At 58.4% G+C, this 17,317-nt stretch carries 12 protein-coding genes; 5 read left to right on the forward strand and 7 right to left on the reverse strand.

All coding sequences use genetic code 11. The annotated features are described in order from the left end of the window. Positions 1–254: 254 nt before the first annotated feature. A complete protein-coding gene (locus tag ACNSOI_RS08075) occupies positions 255–2,849 on the reverse strand; it encodes a bifunctional aconitate hydratase 2/2-methylisocitrate dehydratase (RefSeq protein ID WP_286255636.1) in 2,595 nt (864 codons plus the stop codon). A gap of 260 nt (positions 2,850–3,109) precedes the next feature. Between ACNSOI_RS08075 and ACNSOI_RS08080 the strand changes: the two genes are divergently transcribed. Continuing rightward, on the forward strand, positions 3,110–3,718 hold the full coding sequence (locus ACNSOI_RS08080) for a tRNA-(ms[2]io[6]A)-hydroxylase (protein WP_072678239.1): 609 nt from the start codon (positions 3,110–3,112) through the stop codon (positions 3,716–3,718). Positions 3,719–3,770: 52 nt separating this feature from the next. On the opposite strand, the gene ACNSOI_RS08085 is transcribed toward ACNSOI_RS08080, so the two are convergent. Together ACNSOI_RS08085 and ACNSOI_RS08090 are read right to left on the reverse strand one after the other, a co-directional pair. Beyond that, complete coding sequence (locus ACNSOI_RS08085) at positions 3,771–4,649, reverse strand: LysR family transcriptional regulator (RefSeq protein ID WP_061330953.1); 879 nt, start codon at positions 4,647–4,649, stop codon at positions 3,771–3,773. 90 nt (positions 4,650–4,739) lie between these two features. Beyond that, positions 4,740–5,528: a universal stress protein gene (locus ACNSOI_RS08090; protein ID WP_286254928.1), complete on the reverse strand. Its 789-nt coding sequence runs from the start codon at positions 5,526–5,528 to the stop codon at positions 4,740–4,742. Positions 5,529–5,749: 221 nt separating this feature from the next. Here ACNSOI_RS08090 and ACNSOI_RS08095 point away from each other — a divergent pair, with 221 nt between their 5' ends. After that, entirely contained in the window at positions 5,750–6,520 is a 771-nt protein-coding gene (locus ACNSOI_RS08095) for a ferredoxin--NADP reductase (RefSeq protein WP_061330955.1), read from the forward strand. A 23-nt stretch (positions 6,521–6,543) separates the two neighbouring features. Here the strand turns inward: ACNSOI_RS08095 and ACNSOI_RS08100 are convergent, their stop codons facing one another. Both ACNSOI_RS08100 and ACNSOI_RS08105 read right to left on the reverse strand, forming a co-directional pair. Next, positions 6,544–8,349, reverse strand: coding sequence for a glycerophosphodiester phosphodiesterase family protein (locus ACNSOI_RS08100; RefSeq protein WP_082780488.1), 1,806 nt, complete (start codon positions 8,347–8,349; stop codon positions 6,544–6,546). Position 8,350: 1 nt separating this feature from the next. Continuing rightward, positions 8,351–10,210: an LTA synthase family protein gene (locus ACNSOI_RS08105; RefSeq protein ID WP_420195531.1), complete on the reverse strand. Its 1,860-nt coding sequence runs from the start codon at positions 10,208–10,210 to the stop codon at positions 8,351–8,353. Between the two features lie 169 nt (positions 10,211–10,379). On the opposite strand from ACNSOI_RS08105, the gene ACNSOI_RS08110 reads away from it, so the two are divergent. Next, positions 10,380–12,713: a PQQ-dependent sugar dehydrogenase gene (locus tag ACNSOI_RS08110; protein WP_420195532.1), complete on the forward strand. Its 2,334-nt coding sequence runs from the start codon at positions 10,380–10,382 to the stop codon at positions 12,711–12,713. Positions 12,714–12,742: 29 nt separating this feature from the next. Here ACNSOI_RS08110 and lpxH read toward each other — a convergent pair whose 3' ends face one another. Further along, complete coding sequence (gene lpxH, locus ACNSOI_RS08115) at positions 12,743–13,474, reverse strand: UDP-2,3-diacylglucosamine diphosphatase (protein WP_138436467.1); 732 nt, start codon at positions 13,472–13,474, stop codon at positions 12,743–12,745. Then, the gene (locus ACNSOI_RS08120; RefSeq protein WP_061330959.1) at positions 13,471–13,971 is read right to left on the reverse strand and encodes a peptidylprolyl isomerase; all 501 of its coding nucleotides are present in this window, start codon (positions 13,969–13,971) and stop codon (positions 13,471–13,473) included. Before ACNSOI_RS08120 ends, lpxH begins: the two co-directional genes overlap by 4 nt. A 159-nt stretch (positions 13,972–14,130) precedes the next feature. Here ACNSOI_RS08120 and ACNSOI_RS08125 point away from each other — a divergent pair, with 159 nt between their 5' ends. Together ACNSOI_RS08125 and cysS are read left to right on the forward strand one after the other, a co-directional pair. After that, positions 14,131–15,810 (forward strand): glutamine--tRNA ligase/YqeY domain fusion protein, encoded by a 1,680-nt coding sequence (locus ACNSOI_RS08125; RefSeq protein ID WP_420195533.1) that lies wholly within the window; start codon positions 14,131–14,133, stop codon positions 15,808–15,810. Next, the gene (gene cysS / locus ACNSOI_RS08130; RefSeq protein ID WP_061330961.1) at positions 15,810–17,195 is read left to right on the forward strand and encodes a cysteine--tRNA ligase; all 1,386 of its coding nucleotides are present in this window, start codon (positions 15,810–15,812) and stop codon (positions 17,193–17,195) included. The genes ACNSOI_RS08125 and cysS overlap by 1 nt, the downstream gene beginning before the upstream one ends. Positions 17,196–17,317 lie beyond the last annotated feature (122 nt).

Raw genomic sequence — 17,317 nt, forward strand, 5'->3', positions numbered from 1 at the left:
GGGAGCCCTTTTTTGTACCGGGATTCGGGTTCTGGGGGCGGGTTGCGGGGTGGGTATGTCTTTTCTTCCGGGAAAAACAACTCGCTGCGCTCAGACATCTTTTTCCCTGCAGAAAAGACATACCCACCCCGCACCGGCGTAATACAGGCGCGGATTTCCCCGGGCAGCAATTGTTTTGGTTTACCGGGACACAAAAAAAACGCCAGCCCGAAGGCTGGCGTTTTCAGATCAGAGGTAAGTTACCTCGGAGGGTCTCAGGCTACAGAAGCCTCAGACGCCTTCTTGGTGTACTCGTCCATCTGGTCGAAGTTGAGATACTTGTAGATCTCTTTGGACATGCTGTTCAGGTCCTTGGCGTACTCCATGTACTCCGCCGGAGTCGGGAGTTTGCCCAGTACCGCGCCCACAGCTGCCAGTTCCGCAGAGGTCAGGTACACGTTGGCACCATCACCCAGACGGTTCGGGAAGTTACGGGTAGAGGTAGACAGAACAGTCGACTTCGGCGCTACACGTGCCTGGTTACCCATGCACAGGGAACAGCCCGGCATCTCGGTGCGAACACCGGCGGTGCCGTAGGTGTTGAAGTAGCCTTCTTCCATCAGCTGGGCCTGGTCCATCTTGGTGGGCGGAGACATCCACAGACGGGTGCTCAGGGGGCCTTTGTGCTGCTCAAGCAGTTTGCCGGCGGCACGGAAGTGACCGATGTTGGTCATGCAGGAGCCGATGAACACTTCGTCCACCTTGTCGCCAGCCACTTCGGACAGGAACTTGGCATCGTCCGGGTCGTTCGGGCAGCAAACGATCGGCTCTTTAATGTCGGCCAGGTCGATCTCAACCACGTGAGCGTATTCGGCGTCTTTGTCAGCACGCATCAGCTTCGGATTGGCCAGCCATTCTTCCATCTGCTGGGCACGACGCTCCAGGGTGCGCGGATCGCCGTAACCTTCGGCAATCATCCAGCGCAGCATGGTGATGTTGGAGCGCAGGTACTCGGCCACGGACTCTTCAGACAGGTTGATGGTACAACCTGCTGCGGAACGCTCGGCGGAAGCGTCAGACAGTTCGAACGCCTGCTCAACGGTCAGGTGCTCCAGACCTTCGATTTCCAGGATACGGCCGGAGAATTCGTTGATCTTGCCCTTCTTCTCAACAGTCAGCATGCCTTGCTTGATGCCGTACAGCGGAATGGCGTGTACCAGGTCACGCAGGGTGATGCCCGGCTGCATTTCGCCTTTGAAGCGAACCAGAACCGATTCCGGCATATCCAGCGGCATAACGCCGGTGGCAGCAGCAAACGCAACCAGGCCAGAACCGGCCGGGAAGGAAATGCCCATCGGGAAACGGGTGTGGGAGTCACCACCGGTACCTACGGTGTCCGGCAGCAGCATGCGGTTCAGCCAGGAGTGGATGATACCGTCGCCCGGACGCAGGGAAACACCGCCACGGGTGCGGATGAAGTCCGGCATGGTGTGCTGCATTTCTACGTCTACCGGCTTCGGATAAGCGGCGGTGTGACAGAACGACTGCATCACCAGGTCAGCCTGGAAGCCCAGACACGCCAGGTCTTTCAGCTCGTCACGGGTCATCGGGCCGGTGGTGTCCTGGGAGCCTACGGTGGTCATGTGCGGCTCACAGTAGGTGCCCGGGCGCACGCCCTGGCCTTCATCCAGACCGCAGGCCTTGCCGACCATCTTCTGGCCCAGGGTGAAGCCCTTGGTGCCGGCTTCCGGATCTTTTGGCAGACGGAACAGATCAGTTGCGCCCATGCCCAGTGCGGTACGGGCCTTGGCGGTCAGGCCACGGCCGATGATCAGCGGGATACGGCCGCCAGCCTGAACTTCGTCCAGGATCACGTCAGACTTGAACTTGAACTCGGAGATGGTTTCACCGGCTTCGTTCAGGATCTTGCCTTCGTACGGGCGGATTTCAATCACATCGCCCATGTTCATGTTGTCGACCGGTGCTTCGAATACCAGGGCGCCAGCGTCTTCCATGGTGTTGAAGAAGATCGGGGCAACCTTGTTACCGATACACACACCGCCGGCACGCTTGTTCGGCACGCCCGGGATGTCGTCACCGAAGAACCACAGAACGGAGTTGGTGGCAGACTTACGGGAAGAGCCGGTACCGACTACGTCACCGACGAAAGCAACCGGCAGGCCGCGGGATTTGATTTCGTCGATCTGGCTCATCGGGCCGGTTACGCCGGGCTCTTCGGGCTTCAGGCCGTCGCGCTCCATCTTGTAAGCGGCGCGGGCGTGCAGCGGGATGTCCGGACGGGACCAGGCATCCGGAGCCGGAGACAGGTCGTCGGTGTTGGTTTCGCCAGTCACCTTGAACACCACCATCTTGGTGCTTTCGGGAACCTTGTTCTTCTTGGTGAACCACTCGGCGTTGGCCCAGGACTCAACCACAGACTTGGCAACGGCGTTGCCAGCGTCCATCTTTTCTTTAACGTCGTTGAACGCGTCGAACATCAGCAGGGTGTGCTTGAGTTCTTCACCGGCCAGCTCGGCCAGTTCGCTGTCGTCCAGAAGGTCAACCAGAGTCGCGATGTTGTAGCCGCCCTGCATCATGCCCAGCAGCTGCACAGCTTTCTTTTTGTCGATCAGAGGAGACGTTGCTTCACCCTTAACAATCGCGGTCAGGAAAGCAGCTTTAACGTAAGCTGCTTCGTCCACGCCCGGTGGTACGCGGTTTTCCAACAGGTCAACCAGGGTGGCTTCTTCGCCGGCCGGCGGGTTTTTCAGCAGCTCAATCAGACCAGCAGTCTGCTCGGGGTTCAGGGGCTTGGGTGGGATACCCAGAGCTTCACGTTCGGCAACGTGTTCACGGTAGGCTTCTAACACGATATGGACCCTCATCAGTTGGAATGTCCCGCGCCGGAGGCAAGCTTGCCTGGCGGGAGGTTTTTTGGCGAAAAGGCCGCAGGAGCCTCTGAATAACGCCTCAAATCACCGATGGGGTTTCAGGATTTATTCAGAGACTCCTTGATCTGGCGCTGCATTCTATAGGAAACCCCTTATAAAGTTAAGTTGGACAGAGGTCGGAGAGATCTGCTAGCTGCGCTATACTGCCGCGCTTGATGAATCAGACTGCTGCTGAAGCCATGAATGACGCCCTGAAAGAGATACACGAATTTTTGCCCTGCCGCACGCCGGTACAGTGGATTGAGAATGCGCTGGCCAATCAGGATGTGATGCTGATTGACCACGCCCACTGCGAGAAGAAAGCGGCCTCCACCGCGCTGAGCCTGATGTACCGCTATGTGGACAACACCGATCTGCTCAACAAGATGTCCCGCCTGGCCCGGGAGGAGTTGCGGCATTTTGAGCAGGTGCTGGCGATCATGAAGAAGCGGGGGGTGATTTATTCACATCTTTCGCCGGCCCGTTACGCTGCAGGCCTGCGTGAAGCCGTTCGCAAGGATGACCCTGGCCGCTTGGTGGATGTGTTGATTGTAGGCGCCATCATCGAGGCGAGATCCTGTGAACGCTTTGCCGCCCTGGCGCCGCACCTTGATGACAAGCTGGCGGAGTTCTACAACAGTTTGCTGAAATCTGAAGCGCGGCATTACCAGGATTATCTGGTACTGGCACAGCGGGCCAACGGTGGCCCGGTGCAAGATCGGGTGGCGGAGTTTATGGCCATCGAGCAGAAGCTGATTGAAGAGCCGGATACGGAATTCCGGTTTCACAGTGGGCCTCTCGCTTACTGACTCTTCGCCACGGACATTCACAGACGCTCACGGACGAAAGAGAAAAAAATCTCTAAAGCTCCTCACACAGCGTCATCCACCGGGCAATCCCCGCACTTCGGTATTTCTGCTTGTGCAGGATGAAGTAGAAGTGCCGGTCGAACTGGCGGTGAGGGATGGCCAGGGGCACCAGGCTGCCGCGTTTGAAGGCGTCGGCCAGGACCACCTCTGACAGGCAGCCGATGCCCAGGTTGGCTTCTACTGCCCGCTTGATGGCCTCGGTGTGTTCCAGTTCCAGTAGCACGTTCAGGTCTGGCAGTAGCCCGTGCATGCCCCGTTCGAAGCTCTGGCGGGTGCCGGAGCCCTGTTCCCGGAGAATCCAGGTGGCGGCGCGCAGATCGTCGTCGGTCAGTTCGCCCTTGCCGGCCAGCGGGTGGTCAGGGGAGCAGAAGGCTACCAGGCGGTCTTCTCGCCAGGGAATCACTTCCAGCTCCGACGCCTGCAGTTCGCCCTCGATCAAACCGATGTCGAGTTCAAAGTCCCGAACCCGTCTTGCAATGGTGCTGGTGTTGGCAACTTCCAGAGAAACTTTCGGGTGGTTTGGCGAGCTCATGTACTCGGCCATCACGCCTACCGCCAGGTAATTGCCGATAGTGAGTGTGGCGCCCACTTTCAGAGCGCCGACCTCGGAGTGTTTGCTGAAGGCCTGTTCCAGCTCCCTCGCCTGAGCCAGCAGGGCTTCGGCTTTCGGCCGATACAGCCGGCCCAGCTCGTTCAGTTGCAGCCGTTTGCCCACCCGGTCAAACAGCTGGATATCGAATTGGGATTCCAGCTCCTTGAGGGCACTGCTGGCCGCGGATTGCGACATGGCAAGGGATTCCGCCGCCCGGGTAATGTTCTGGAAATGGGCGGCGGCGAGGAAGACCTCGAGTTGGCGGAAGCTGTACTTCATAATCGATCAGGCCGGATAGATGAAAGAAAATGTCCTGTCTGATCGATACGTTAGCCGGTCACTGCCGCCAACACAACCGTGATGGCCGGTTCAGGGGATCATCAGTACCGGGTAGGGGCTGCCGGCCGCCACATGTTCCGTGGTACTGCCGATCATGATCTCCTGAATGGGTGTTGAGCCCCGTTTCCCCATAATGGTCAACAGGGGGCGGGTGTCATTGATGGTTTTCAGGATCTGGTCCACCGGCCGGCCGGTCAGGATATTCCGGTGTACGTTTGGGTGACGCTCTGCCAGTTCATTGATCCTCTGTTCCGTGGCTTCATCAGATTGTTCCGGCTCCTCGGGATGTGCCCATACCACGCGCCCGGTGCGCTGGTTGGCCATGAGCTTTTCAAACACAGCCTGGGCATTGAATGACGCCTTTGATCCATCGGTGGCCAGCAAAATCTCCTCTTCGGCCGCCGGTGGCTCGTCCTGGACCGGAATGATCAATAGCGGAACTTTGGTCATTCGGGCGAGGTTCAGGGCGGTGTTTCCGAAGAACAGTTCCTTGGCTGCCCGATGGCTGCGGTTGCACGCTACGACGCCGTCGGCGTTGAGTTTCTTGGCCAGAGCCTGGACTTCCTGGGCAACAAAGCCCTTGGAAACGTGGGTGGCGGTTTCTATGCCCAGGCTGTTCTTGAGGTGTTCCCCGATCCTCCGTAACCGTTCTGTAGCCGAGCCTTCGGTGTCGTCCGGATGCAGTCGTTTATGGGTCTGCAGGACATAGGTGAGCGTAATCTTCCGGGTGCCCAGGAGTTTGAGCAAAGCTGGCAGCTGTTCCATAGCCTGTTCCCATTCCTTGGTGTAGTCCACGGTCAGAATCAGGTGATCGAGCATGGTGTTCTCCCTGGTGGTTGTTTGTTCTGGGACCAATTTCTTTCAGGCTAGTTCAGGAGTAACCTGAAGACCATGACCCCGGTCAGTTTGTTATCGATGTATATCTATAAAATCGAACACATATATGAGTATTGCCTGTTTTGTCGATTTAACCTGTCGGGTTAAACTTTACCCATTGAATTCCCATATAACCTGTATGAAGTCGCAACAACGAGGCTGCCATGAGTAATCTGATGAAAGAAACGGTCACCAGCGTTCACCACTGGAACGATACTCTGTTCAGCTTCAAGACCAGCCGGGACCCGGGGTTCCGTTTCAAGAACGGGCACTTTGTCATGATTGGTCTGGAAACAGACGGCAAGCCGCTTATGCGGGCCTACAGTATCGCCAGCGCCAACTATGAGGAAGAGCTTGAGTTTTTCTCGATCAAGGTTCCGGACGGCCCACTGACGTCACGACTGCAGAAGATTCAGGTGGGGGATGAAATTCTGGTCAGTCGTAAGCCCACCGGCACCCTGGTGCTGGATAACCTGTTGCCGGGACGCAACCTCTGGCTGATCAGCACCGGCACCGGGCTTGCGCCGTTCATGAGTATTATCAAAGACCCTGAGGTGTATGAAGCCTACGACAAGGTCATCCTGACCCACGGGGTACGGTATGTGTCTGAGCTGGCTTACCAGCAGGATATCCAGGACCTGCCGGAAAACGAGTTTTTCGGTGAGATGGTGCACGGCAAATTGCTGTACTACCCGACGGTCACCCGTGAGCCCTTCCGCAACCAGGGTCGCCTGACCGATGCCATGGAGACTGGCAAGATCACCCGTGATCTCGGTTTGCCCGATTTTGATGTGGAGCAGGATCGCTTCATGATTTGCGGCAGCCCGAGCATGCTCAAGGACACCTGCAGCATTCTCAATAACATGGGCTTCCGTGAGGCTCGCGGCGGCGACATGGGCCACTACGTTATTGAACGGGCGTTTGTGGAGCAGTAAACCGCCTTTGGGCCTGCTGCGGTCTACCTCAGCCAGTTGCGGATCTGCATTGCCAGGCGCTCACCATCGCTGAGCGCCGCGCGCTCTGCCATCAGCTCAGCCAGCACATCCGGGCGGTCGGTAATGATATTATCAACGCCCATATCCAGAAAGCGTGCCATGTCGGACGGTTGATTGACAGTCCACACATGCAGCTCATTGCCCGCCTTGTGCGCCCTGGCGACCGCTGCCGGGGTGGCCCGGTTCAGGCGCAGCGCCAGAATGTCGTAACGATCCTGCCACAAGGGGCCTACCACGAACTGTGCCAGCAACGCGGTTTTCAGGCCCGGTTCCATTTGCTTTGCCAGTTCCAGGCTGGGCCAGTCAGCTGCTGCAATGATAGTGCCTTCCACGGCATTATTTTCTTGCAGGGTCTGGACAACGGCGGTTACCAGTGCCCGCTCGTTGCGGTTCGGTTTCAGGTCAACAAACAGTCGGGCCTGGCCACGGGTGGCCTTGACCGCTTGCTCCAGCGTTGCGATACGCTCATGGGCAAAGTGATCACCAAACCATGAGCCGGCATCCAGATGATGGATGTCGTCATACCGGACATCGCCAATCCGTTCCGGCTTTCCGAATATCCTCGCCATATCCTGGTCGTGCCAGAGCACTGGTACGCCGTCTGCGGTCAGTTGGACATCAATTTCAACGTAGTCGGCACCGTCCTCTACAGCTTGGTGTATGGCGCTGAGAGTATTTTCCGGAGCTTTGAAGGCGCTGCCACGGTGGGCCGTTATGGTCGCTTTGTCTTGCTGGTTCAGCGAGTTGACCACTTGAACGCTTTGGGTCAGTACCAGCGCGATGATCACGACCTCGAGCAGCCAAAGCCGGCGCCCGGTTTTTGCATCCTGTCGGTCCGGAGACGGCTGCTGCCATTGCAGCTTGCGCCCGGGTATTGCTTTGTAGCGGGCGACGATGAGGGTGCCCAGTGCCGAGCTGGCCAGGAAGGTAAGGGCAAGACTGACGAGAAGGTAGCTCCCCACCAACAGGATAACCACGGGCAAGAGGATACTGGCTTTCGCTGGCACAACCCTGAACACACTGGCCGCCAGCAAATCAAACACCAGCGTTACCACGGCCGGCATGGCCAGCACCGCGACAATACCAAGCGACAGGAGACCGACCGTTTCGCGATGAGCGCCGCGGGTGTCGCGGGCACTCTGTTGAAGGGCCGCCATCGGTGTTTGTTGGTCCAGCATCAGGGCCGGGATGGAAAGAATCCAGCGGAGAAACAGGGTGCCGTTGGCCACCACAATGGCACCCAGCATGACCAGACAGAAGCCAAGGAACCACCAGAGAATCGGTGGGCGCTCAAGGTTTAGCAGGTAAGGGTCGAAGTTGTTGAGCAACAGATGTGCGGCGAAGCCCATGGCCGCCAGAAATGGCAAGGCAATCAACAAATGCGCCAGGGTTTGAATGATGGCCAGTAGAGCCAGTTGCGGCAAGCGCCGACCAATCCCCACCAAGGCACGGATGGCTGCCCTCGAGGTGTGATTGCCAGTCTGGGCGGCGATCAAAGTAACCCCGGCCAGTTGGAGGACGATCAGTACCGCTGCAAGTAACAGGGTTACCAGCAGCCAGAGCACGCCGCCCGGCGATGCCAGAAAGTCCAGCAGGCCACCGGTTGTGATGGCCGCGTCACCGGTGAGTGGCCTGAGCAGAGACACCGCGGCAGTAATCAGCGGTGTAAATACCGCGATGGATAAACCGGTGAAGGTCAGGTAGAGCGCAAGCAATGACCGATGATGGTGGCGGAACAGGGCCAAGCCTTGTCTTAGCAGGGGTAGCACGTTATTCGCCTTCCTGGGTCAGCAGTGTGGCTTTCTCCAGCAGTGCCAGGCGCTCATCGAAGGACAGGAAGGGTTCGTCTTCGGTTTGTTGCAGGCTTCCGAACAGTCTGTCTGGATCGAACGCCCAGTTGCTGCAGCGGGTAGTCAATTCGGTACAGGCGAGTAGGGTGCCGGATTCCCGGAGAAAGTACTTCATGCCGGTGTAGGTGTCGGCCAGCATCAGGTCGCGAGCAGGCTCCGTCGGCTCAGACAGCAGGCTTCGGCCAAGCATGTCCCCGGCCAGGTGGCCGTTGCCCGTAGCATCCAGAATGGTCATCGGGATGTCGAACTGGGCAACAATCCGGTTTTCCGGTGCGAATTCACTGAGGTCTGGCCGGCCCGGCGAGCGTATGGCCAGCACGCCGAGGTTGCTGTTCAGCGGCAAGGTCTCATGGTCGTCGCGAACAAAGCCGCCGGATTCATCGGATGTGACAATCACCAGAGTGTTGTCCAGCAGTCCTTCCTGCTCAAGCTGTGTCAGAAAGCGTTCTAGGGAGTTGGCCATGACCACCATGGCCTTTTTGCGAGCCATCTGGGTGGCAGGGAGCCCCGTTGTTTCTTCAGAAGGAGATTGGTTGGCCTGCTCGGCTTCCAGTTCCTGTTCGGCTTCTGGTCCGATGTTGAACGGATGGTGGGTGCCGACATTCAGGGTTGTGACAAACCAGGGGCCGCGTTGGCTATCCAGTTCACTCAGGCGTTCAGCAATGTCCGGGAAGAACGTCGGGTCTGGCGGTCCCCAGCCATCCTGTTCCTGCGCGTGACCAAATGCCTCTGCGCCGGTGACGTTCTCATAGCCCGCCCGGGGCATGAACTGATCTTTTTTCATGTATTCGATTGGCGCAGCTTGCCAGTAAGCGGTGGTGTAGCCCTGATCTTTCAGCTTCCCCGGAAGGCAGTCGGGATTGGCTTTGTCTTCCGCGACGGCCAACATCTTCTCCGATGGCCGGCGCAAGTCGGGGTAGCGCCCACACACCAGGGCAAAGGTGCCGCGATCCGTCTGCCGTTCCATGCTCAGCACGTTGTTGTAGACCCGGAAACCGAAGGCGTCGAACGTCGCCTCCAGAGTGTCGAGAGAGACGATGGGCTGAAGGTTGTGATATTGGCTGATTTTCGGCAGGTAGCCTCCGGACAGCCCCTCGATCATGATCAACAGAACATTGGGTGGCTCGGGATTCTGAAAGTTGCTGGTTTGTTGGTGGAAAAAGTTTGTTCGTCTGTCCAGTTGCTCACTGAGTTCAGTGGTTTCGTCACCGATAGCAGTGCCAACCGGATTGAGCAACGTACCTGGAACCTGGGCGACAGTGCTGGCCACCACATTATTGGCGGGTGTCGTCAGGCTCGGAAACGACAGAGTGTAGAGGCCGGTGACCAGAAAGGCGGAACTGATAAGCAGGACTGGCGCACGCTCTGAAGTGGGCACCCATTTTCGATGCAGCCAGTGCAACAGCCAGGCCAGCACGAGGTAGCCCGGGAGGGTTATCAGATAGATGTTGAGCAGGCTGCCGGTAATGAACGTACTGTCCATACCCTTGCCGGCGAAGGCCAGTTGGAAAAGCGTGCCATGGGCTGTCAGGTGCATGCCGGCCACATAGAGTGCGACGCCCAGGGCGGTGATCAACAGGGCGCGGACAACGCCAACCGATAGATGCAGGAATACTGCCAGCAAAAAAGCCCCGGCAACGTCGCCGCCCAGGGTACCGGGCAGGCTCGGGAGTACCCCGCTTTGAATGATCAGCAGGCCGCGAATCACTGCCAGCCAGATCCAGGCAAGGAAGAAGGTGCGTATGAAACAGGCTGCAAGAGAAGCCCGGTTCCCTGTCATAGGGTTCACTCGTGTCAGTTGCGTTATATGAACAGTATGAGGCAAGAGGCTTGTGCTTCAACCGCTGGAGCTTGCTAAGGTAACGGATCAGATGGCCGGGAAGTTTCTGAAAATTCCTTCGTTATCAGAGCCTTTGTCAGAAAATCATCACTACGGGAAGCGCAGGGGAATGAAAAAAAGTGTCCAAATCGTAATTGCGGGAGCCATCGCGGTGGTGTGCGGCGCGTTGCTCGGCAGTCTGGTGCAGACTCAGTTCAACCTGTCGGCGTTGTCGGCCCTTGGGGCCTCGTTCAGCCTGGTGGATCGCCTCGTTGTCATGGGGCAGGACCTGGTTGGGTTCGCGCCTGTCTATGGGGTGCTGCTGGCCGCTGCATTGGTTCCGGGCTTCCTGGTAACTGCTGGATTGCTCCGGTTGTTGGGCTGGCCCTACCGGGATTTCTGGTATGCCCTTGGCGGAGCTCTTGCGTTGTGGGCAACGCTGGCCCTGGTTGATGTGTTGGCGCCCATGCCGACACTGATCGCAGCAACCCGAACCCTGCCCGGGCTGTTGGCGATGCTGGGGACCGCAGCAGTAGCGGGATGGGTGTTTGCGCAACTGACGGGCAAGATGACCATGACCGTGGCCCGTCATGGTCTGATCGCACCTTTCTTGGTATTGGCCGGCGTGGGCGCTCCGGAGCCGACATTGGCCCAGGAAGCGGCCGATTATCGGATAGACGTGGTCGCTGAAGGGCTTGATCACCCGTGGTCGTTGGCATTCCTGCCAGGGGGTGATTTTCTGGTGACCGAGCGCGCTGGAGAACTGAAAAAAGTATCGCCGGATGGGCATCAGGTGCAGGTGTCGGGTGTCCCGGACGTATTCGCCTCCGGCCAGGCCGGATTGTTTGATGTGCTACTCGAGCCCGGCTTTGATGGCAGGGCGGGGGATGATCGCCGTCGTGGTGTGTTCCTCGCCTATGCCTGTGGCACGGTTCGGGAAAATCATCTGTGCGTCGCCCGTGGCCAGCTTGTCGGAAGCGAACTGATGCAAGTGCGGGAAATCTTCAGGGCCAGGCCGGGTAAATATGGTGATGCCCATTACGGTGGGCGCATGGCCTGGCTGGCCGACGGCACCTTGCTGGTAACCCTGGGGGATGGCTTCGATTTTCGGGAGGAAGCACAGAAACTGTCCAGCCATCTGGGCACCATCGTGCGACTGAATCCGGACGGTTCCATTCCGGCGGATAATCCGTTCGTACAGGTGGACGGCGCTCTGCCGGAGATCTTCAGCCTGGGGCATCGAAATGTTCAGGGGCTGGTCTACGATGCCGGTAATGACCGGGTCATCGCTCACGAACACGGCCCCCGTGGCGGTGACGAGATCAACCTGATCCAGGCCGGGCGCAATTACGGCTGGCCGTTGGCCACCGATGGCCGTGACTATACCGGTGCCATGGTAACGCCATTCAAACGATACGAGGGTACCGAGCAACCCCTGTGGTCATGGACGCCGTCCATCGCACCATCGGGCCTGACATTGTATGACGGCCATCAGTTCCCCCATTGGCGAGGCAACCTGTTTGTCGGCGCCCTGGCCAATAAGAGTGTGCATCGGGTTGTTCTCAGCGAGGGCCGGGTTGTGGAAAGCGAGCGCCTGTTTTCTGAGCTTGGTGAGCGTATCCGCGATGTGCGGCAAGGGCCCGACGGCGCCCTGTATCTCTTGACCGACTCAGCCGATGGGCGGTTGCTGCGAGTGTCGGGCCAGGTGCTGGAGCAGGCACAGGCCATGACGTTGACGGCCGAAGAGCTGGCCTGGGTTGGAGAACGAATTTTCCGAAACGAATGTGCCGGGCGGCATGAATGCCTGGTGCACTGGAATGAGGGCGAAGCGTTTCCTTCGTTGGGGATTGGCCACTTTATCTGGTATCCGGAGGGCGAAAGCGGACGTTTTACCGAGAGTTTCCCGGCGCTTCTGGACTTTATGGTTGATCGCGGTGTGCAGCTTCCCGGCTGGCTGGAAGACGCCCGCACCCAAGGCGCGCCCTGGCCAGACCGTGCCGGTTTTCTCAGTAGTTCGAGTGCGACCGATGAGGTAAAGGCGCTGCGGGCACTCCTGTATGAAACCCGCGGTTATCAGGTGCGCTTTATCCAGGAACGCGCCGCCCGCTCCCTGGAAACGGTGGTTAATGCCGCGCCCGAAGCGCAGCGGCCGGTTATTCGGGAACGCTTGTGGCAGCTTGGGCAAACGCCCGGTGGTGTCTACGCGTTGATGGACTACGTCAACTTCAAGGGCGAAGGGCTTTCAGAAACGGAGCGCTATGAGGGCGAAGGTTGGGGGTTGTTGCAGGTCTTGCAGGCTATGGATAAGAGCCCGGGGCTTCGCCCGCTGGATCGCTTTCGAGAGGCCGCGGGCCGGGTGCTTACCCGGCGCGCCGAGCTGGCAGAGCAGGCCATAGAGCGGGAACGCTGGTTGCCGGGTTGGCTGCGCCGTCTGGAAACCTATCGGGAGCCCACCGACGGGTAAGGCCTGAGGAAGGGGCGACCCCTGCGGCATCAAGGCTGCAGGGGCTGCTTTTTCAACTCAGCTTCCTTGCCGGGCTGTACTTCCAGCCACCAAAGGTGGCTGTGCCAGTCACCGAGCACAATCCGGCGCGCTGGTTTGTTATTGGCTTCGAGGTGGTGCACGGCCGGACGATGGGTGTGGCCATGAATCATCAACTGAACGCCGTGGGCTTCGAGCTCCTTGACTACTTCCTCTGGCGTCACATCCATGATGTCTTCCGCCTTGCCCTGGTTCTTGGCCATCGACAGCGCCCGTAATTGCTTTGCCATTTGCTGGCGGTCTTCCAGGGGGCGGGCCAGCATCATCTTCTGCATCTGCGGGTTGCGCATGTTGGCGCGGAATTTCTGGTATTCCACATCGGCAGTGCACAGGCTGTCGCCGTGCAGCAGCAGAGTAGGCGTTCCATACAGATCGATCACCGTCGGGTCGTCCAGCAGGGTGGCGCCGGACCGGTGGCAGAATTCTTCTCCGATCAGGAAGTCCCGGTTGCCATGCATCAGGAAGATATGGGTGCCGCTGTCGCTGAGTTGCTTCAGGGCGGCGGCAATCTGCTCCTGGAGCGGTGTGCGCTCGTCGTCACCAATCCAGGCCTCAAAAAAGTCGCCCAGAATGTAGAGCTGCTCAACCCCTGCTGCCTTCTCTCGCAGGAACGTCAGGAACGCGTCCGTAATATCCGGGCGCGACTCCTCAAGGTGCAGATCCGAGATAAACAGCGTGGTCACGCGTCCTCCAGAACCTCGGCCTTTTCAATAATGACGTCCTCAAATGGCACGTCCTGGTGGCCGGCACGCATGGTGGTGCGAACGGCGCGGATGTTGTTTACGGTCTCCATGCCGTCAACCACTTTGCCGAACACACAGTAGCCCCATCCCTCGGCATTCTTGGCGGTGTGGTCCAGGAATCCGTTGTTCTCCACGTTGATGAAGAACTGGGCCGTAGCTGAGTGCGGGTCCATGGTGCGGGCCATGGCAATGGTGCCGACCATGTTGCTCAGGCCGTTGTCGGCTTCGTTCTGGATGGGGTCGCGGGTTTTGCGCGGGGTCATGCCCGGCTCAAAGCCGCCACCCTGAACCATGAAGTTGCTGATGACACGGTGAAAGATCAGACCGTCGTAAAAGCCGTCGCGAACATACTGCTCAAAGTTCTTTGCGGTTTCCGGGGCTTTTTCGTAGTCCAGTTCCAGTTTGATATCACCGTGGTTGGTCTGCAGCAGAATCATCAGGTCGTCCTGTTAAATAGGGGTTGTGGGTCTGAAGGTTGCATTGTACTCAAGAGTTTCGTCCTGTGCATGAGTCCGGCAACGATTTGTGAGTATAATAGGCGGTTTAAGGGAGCCGGACCGTGCTCCCCGGATCCATTCCCCGTTGACAGAGATTGTATGAGCGCCGAGTCGAAGAAAGCCCACAATTTTATTCAGAGCCTGATCGAAGACGCCATCGCCAAGGGTGAGCACGCTGGCAAGGTCGTTACCCGTTTTCCGCCGGAGCCCAACGGCTACCTGCACGTTGGCCACGCCAAGTCGATCTGCTTGAACTTTGGTATTGCGCAAACCTTCGGTGGCGAGTGCAACCTTCGCTTTGACGACACCAACCCGGAAAAGGAAAGTCAGGAATACATTGATGCCATCAAGCAGGACGTCGAGTGGCTGGGCTACGAGTGGGCGGACGACGTACGTTACGCCTCAGATTACTTTGACCAGCTGTACGCCTTTGCCGAGGAGTTGATCGAGAAAGGCAAGGCCTATGTGTGTGCACTGAATGCTGAGCAGATGGCTGAATACCGTGGTTCCCTGAAGGAGCCCGGCAAGAACAGCCCATACCGGGACCGCCCGGTGGAAGAAAGCCTGCAGTTGTTCCGGGACATGCGCGACGGCAAGTTCCAGAACGGCGAGTTGGTGTTGCGGGCCAAGATCGATATGGCCTCCCCGAACATCAACCTGCGGGACCCGATTCTTTACCGCATTCGCTACGCCGACCATCACCAGACCGGAAGCAAGTGGTGCATCTACCCGATGTACGACTTCACCCACCCGATTTCTGATGCCTTGGAGGGGATTACTCACTCCCTGTGTACGCTGGAATTCGAAGACCACCGCCCCCTGTACGACTGGGTGCTGGATAACATCACCGTTCCGTGCCATCCGCGCCAGATTGAGTTTGCGCGGCTGAACCTGAATTACACCATCACCAGCAAACGCAAGCTGAAGCGCCTGGTGGACGAACATGTGGTAGAGGGATGGAACGATCCGCGTATGCCGACTATTTCCGGCATGCGCCGCCGTGGTTACACCCCGGAATCCATACGCAGCTTCTGCGACATGATCGGTGTTAACAAAGCTGGTGGTACCGTTGATGTAGGTATGTTGGAGTATGCCATCCGGGAAGACCTGAACGACCGGGCGCCCCGCGCCATGTGCGTCATGCGCCCGCTAAAAGTGACTCTCACCAACTACCCGGCTGATCAGACCGAAACCCTGACCTTGCCGGTGCACCCGCAGAAGCCGGAGATGGGTGAGCGGGACGTCACCTGGAGCCAGACTCTGTACATCGACCGGGAAGACTTCGAGGTGGAGCCGCCGCGTAAGTGGAAACGTCTGGCGCCGGAGCAGGCGGTGCGTCTGCGTGGCGGTTACGTGATGACCTGTAAAGAGGTGGTGCGCGATGACAGCGGTGAGATCGTTGAACTCAAATGCGAGTACGATCCGAACACGTTGGGTGTGAACCCGGAAGGTTACAAGCCTAACGGCGTGATTCACTGGGTATCGGCCAATGACAGCATCGAAACTGATATTAACCTGTATGACCGACTGTTTAACCACGAGAGCCCGGACAGCGACAAGGAAGGTGACTTCCTGGATCACCTGAACCCGGAGTCTCTGGTGGTGCTGAAGGGCGCGCGGGTTGAGAAAAGTCTGGCCGAGCCAAGGACCGATTTACCGTATCAGTTCGAGCGTGAGGGCTATTTCTTCTGTGATCAGGAGCTGACAGCCAAGGCCGGCAAGCCAGTGTTCAACCGGACAGTCACACTTCGGGATTCCTGGGGCAAGGGAGGCAAGTAATGCGTATCTACAATACGCTGACGCAGCAGAAGGAAGCGTTCAAGACCATCGAGCCGGGTAAGGTACGCATGTACGTGTGTGGCATGACGGTCTACGACTACTGCCACCTGGGCCACGCCCGGGTGTTGGTGGCCTTCGATGTGGTTACCCGTTACCTGCGCCACCGTGGCTATGATGTGACTTACGTGCGTAACATCACCGACATCGACGACAAGATCCTGCGCCGGGCCGATGAAAATGGTGAGGTCTACACCGACCTGACCGACCGCATGATTCACGCCATGCATGAAGACGAAGCTCGCCTGGGTGTGCTGGCTCCCAGCGATGAGCCGCGGGCTACCGCCTACATCGACGATATCATCGCCATGATCCAGACGCTGATTGCGGGCAACCATGCCTACGCGGCTGATAACGGTGACGTGTATTTCGCGGTGGATTCCTTCCCGGACTACGGCAAACTGAGCAAGAAAAAACTCGAAGACCTGGTGGCCGGTGCCCGGGTGGATGTGCAGGAAGCCAAGCGTAGTCCTGCGGATTTTGCCTTGTGGAAGGCCGCCAAGCCTGGTGAAGTGAGTTGGCAGTCTCCCTGGGGCGATGGCCGGCCGGGCTGGCATATCGAGTGCTCGGCTATGTCCACCAAGTGCCTGGGCGACACCTTCGACATTCACGGTGGCGGGCCGGATCTGCTGTTCCCGCACCACGAGAACGAAATTGCCCAGTCGGAATGTGCCACCGGCCACAAGTTTGTACATACATGGATGCACGCCGGCGCCATTCGGGTGAACAAAGAGAAGATGTCCAAGTCTTTGGGCAACTTCTTTACCATCCGGGAAATCCTGGAAAAGTATCCGGCGGAAGTGGTGCGCTACTTTCTGGTCTCCAGCCATTATCGCAGCCAGGTGGACTATTCCGAGGAAAGTCTTGCTGAGGCAGGGCGGACGTTGACCAAGCTGTATCATGCCCTGCGGGGTATTACCCCGGCCAAGGACAGTGACGTGCCGGAGACCGACCACGATCACCGGTTCGCCGAAGTGATGGACGACGATTTCAATACCGCCGGTGCCATCGCGGTTTTGCATGCCGTGGCCAACGACATCAATCATCACCGCCGTGAAGGCGATGACGAGCAGGCCAAGCGCAGCGCAGCCATTCTGGTTCGTCTGGGTGGCGTGCTGGGGCTGCTTCAGCAAAACCCGGAAGCTTTCTTCCAGGCCGATACCGGTAGTGAGCTGACTGCTGAAGATATTGAGGCCATGATTCAGGACCGCGCCGATGCCCGCAAAGCGAAAGATTTTGCTGGGGCCGATCGTATCCGGGATGAGCTGCTCGAAAAGGGTATTATTCTGGACGACAGTCGCGAAGGCACCACCTGGCGCCGGGCCTGACTCGCACCATTACACCTAAAGCCGCATTGTGCTGCATGGGAATGACCTTGTAGGGAATTTCACGTACAATGCGGCGCTCAAATCAGAATGCCCCGCGCCCGTGGCGCTAGAAGGGGAGTCGG

The sequence above is a fragment of the Marinobacter sp. GH_1 genome, assembly GCF_048595985.1.
Taxonomy (GTDB): Bacteria; Pseudomonadota; Gammaproteobacteria; order Pseudomonadales; family Oleiphilaceae; genus Marinobacter; species Marinobacter shengliensis.

What these genes read in the sequence shown, in the direction of transcription:
- ACNSOI_RS08080 (WP_072678239.1), top strand. Translation starts at nt 3,110, where the DNA reads ATGAATGACGCCCTGAAAGAGATACACGAATTTTTGCCCTGCCGCACG.
- ACNSOI_RS08110 (WP_420195532.1), top strand. Translation starts at nt 10,380, where the DNA reads ATGAAAAAAAGTGTCCAAATCGTAATTGCGGGAGCCATCGCGGTGGTG.
- ACNSOI_RS08120 (WP_061330959.1), bottom strand. Translation starts at nt 13,971, where the DNA reads ATGATTCTGCTGCAGACCAACCACGGTGATATCAAACTGGAACTGGAC.
- ACNSOI_RS08105 (WP_420195531.1), bottom strand. Translation starts at nt 10,210, where the DNA reads ATGACAGGGAACCGGGCTTCTCTTGCAGCCTGTTTCATACGCACCTTC.
- cysS (WP_061330961.1), top strand. Translation starts at nt 15,810, where the DNA reads ATGCGTATCTACAATACGCTGACGCAGCAGAAGGAAGCGTTCAAGACC.
- ACNSOI_RS08125 (WP_420195533.1), top strand. Translation starts at nt 14,131, where the DNA reads ATGAGCGCCGAGTCGAAGAAAGCCCACAATTTTATTCAGAGCCTGATC.
- ACNSOI_RS08090 (WP_286254928.1), bottom strand. Translation starts at nt 5,528, where the DNA reads ATGCTCGATCACCTGATTCTGACCGTGGACTACACCAAGGAATGGGAA.
- ACNSOI_RS08095 (WP_061330955.1), top strand. Translation starts at nt 5,750, where the DNA reads ATGAGTAATCTGATGAAAGAAACGGTCACCAGCGTTCACCACTGGAAC.
- ACNSOI_RS08085 (WP_061330953.1), bottom strand. Translation starts at nt 4,649, where the DNA reads ATGAAGTACAGCTTCCGCCAACTCGAGGTCTTCCTCGCCGCCGCCCAT.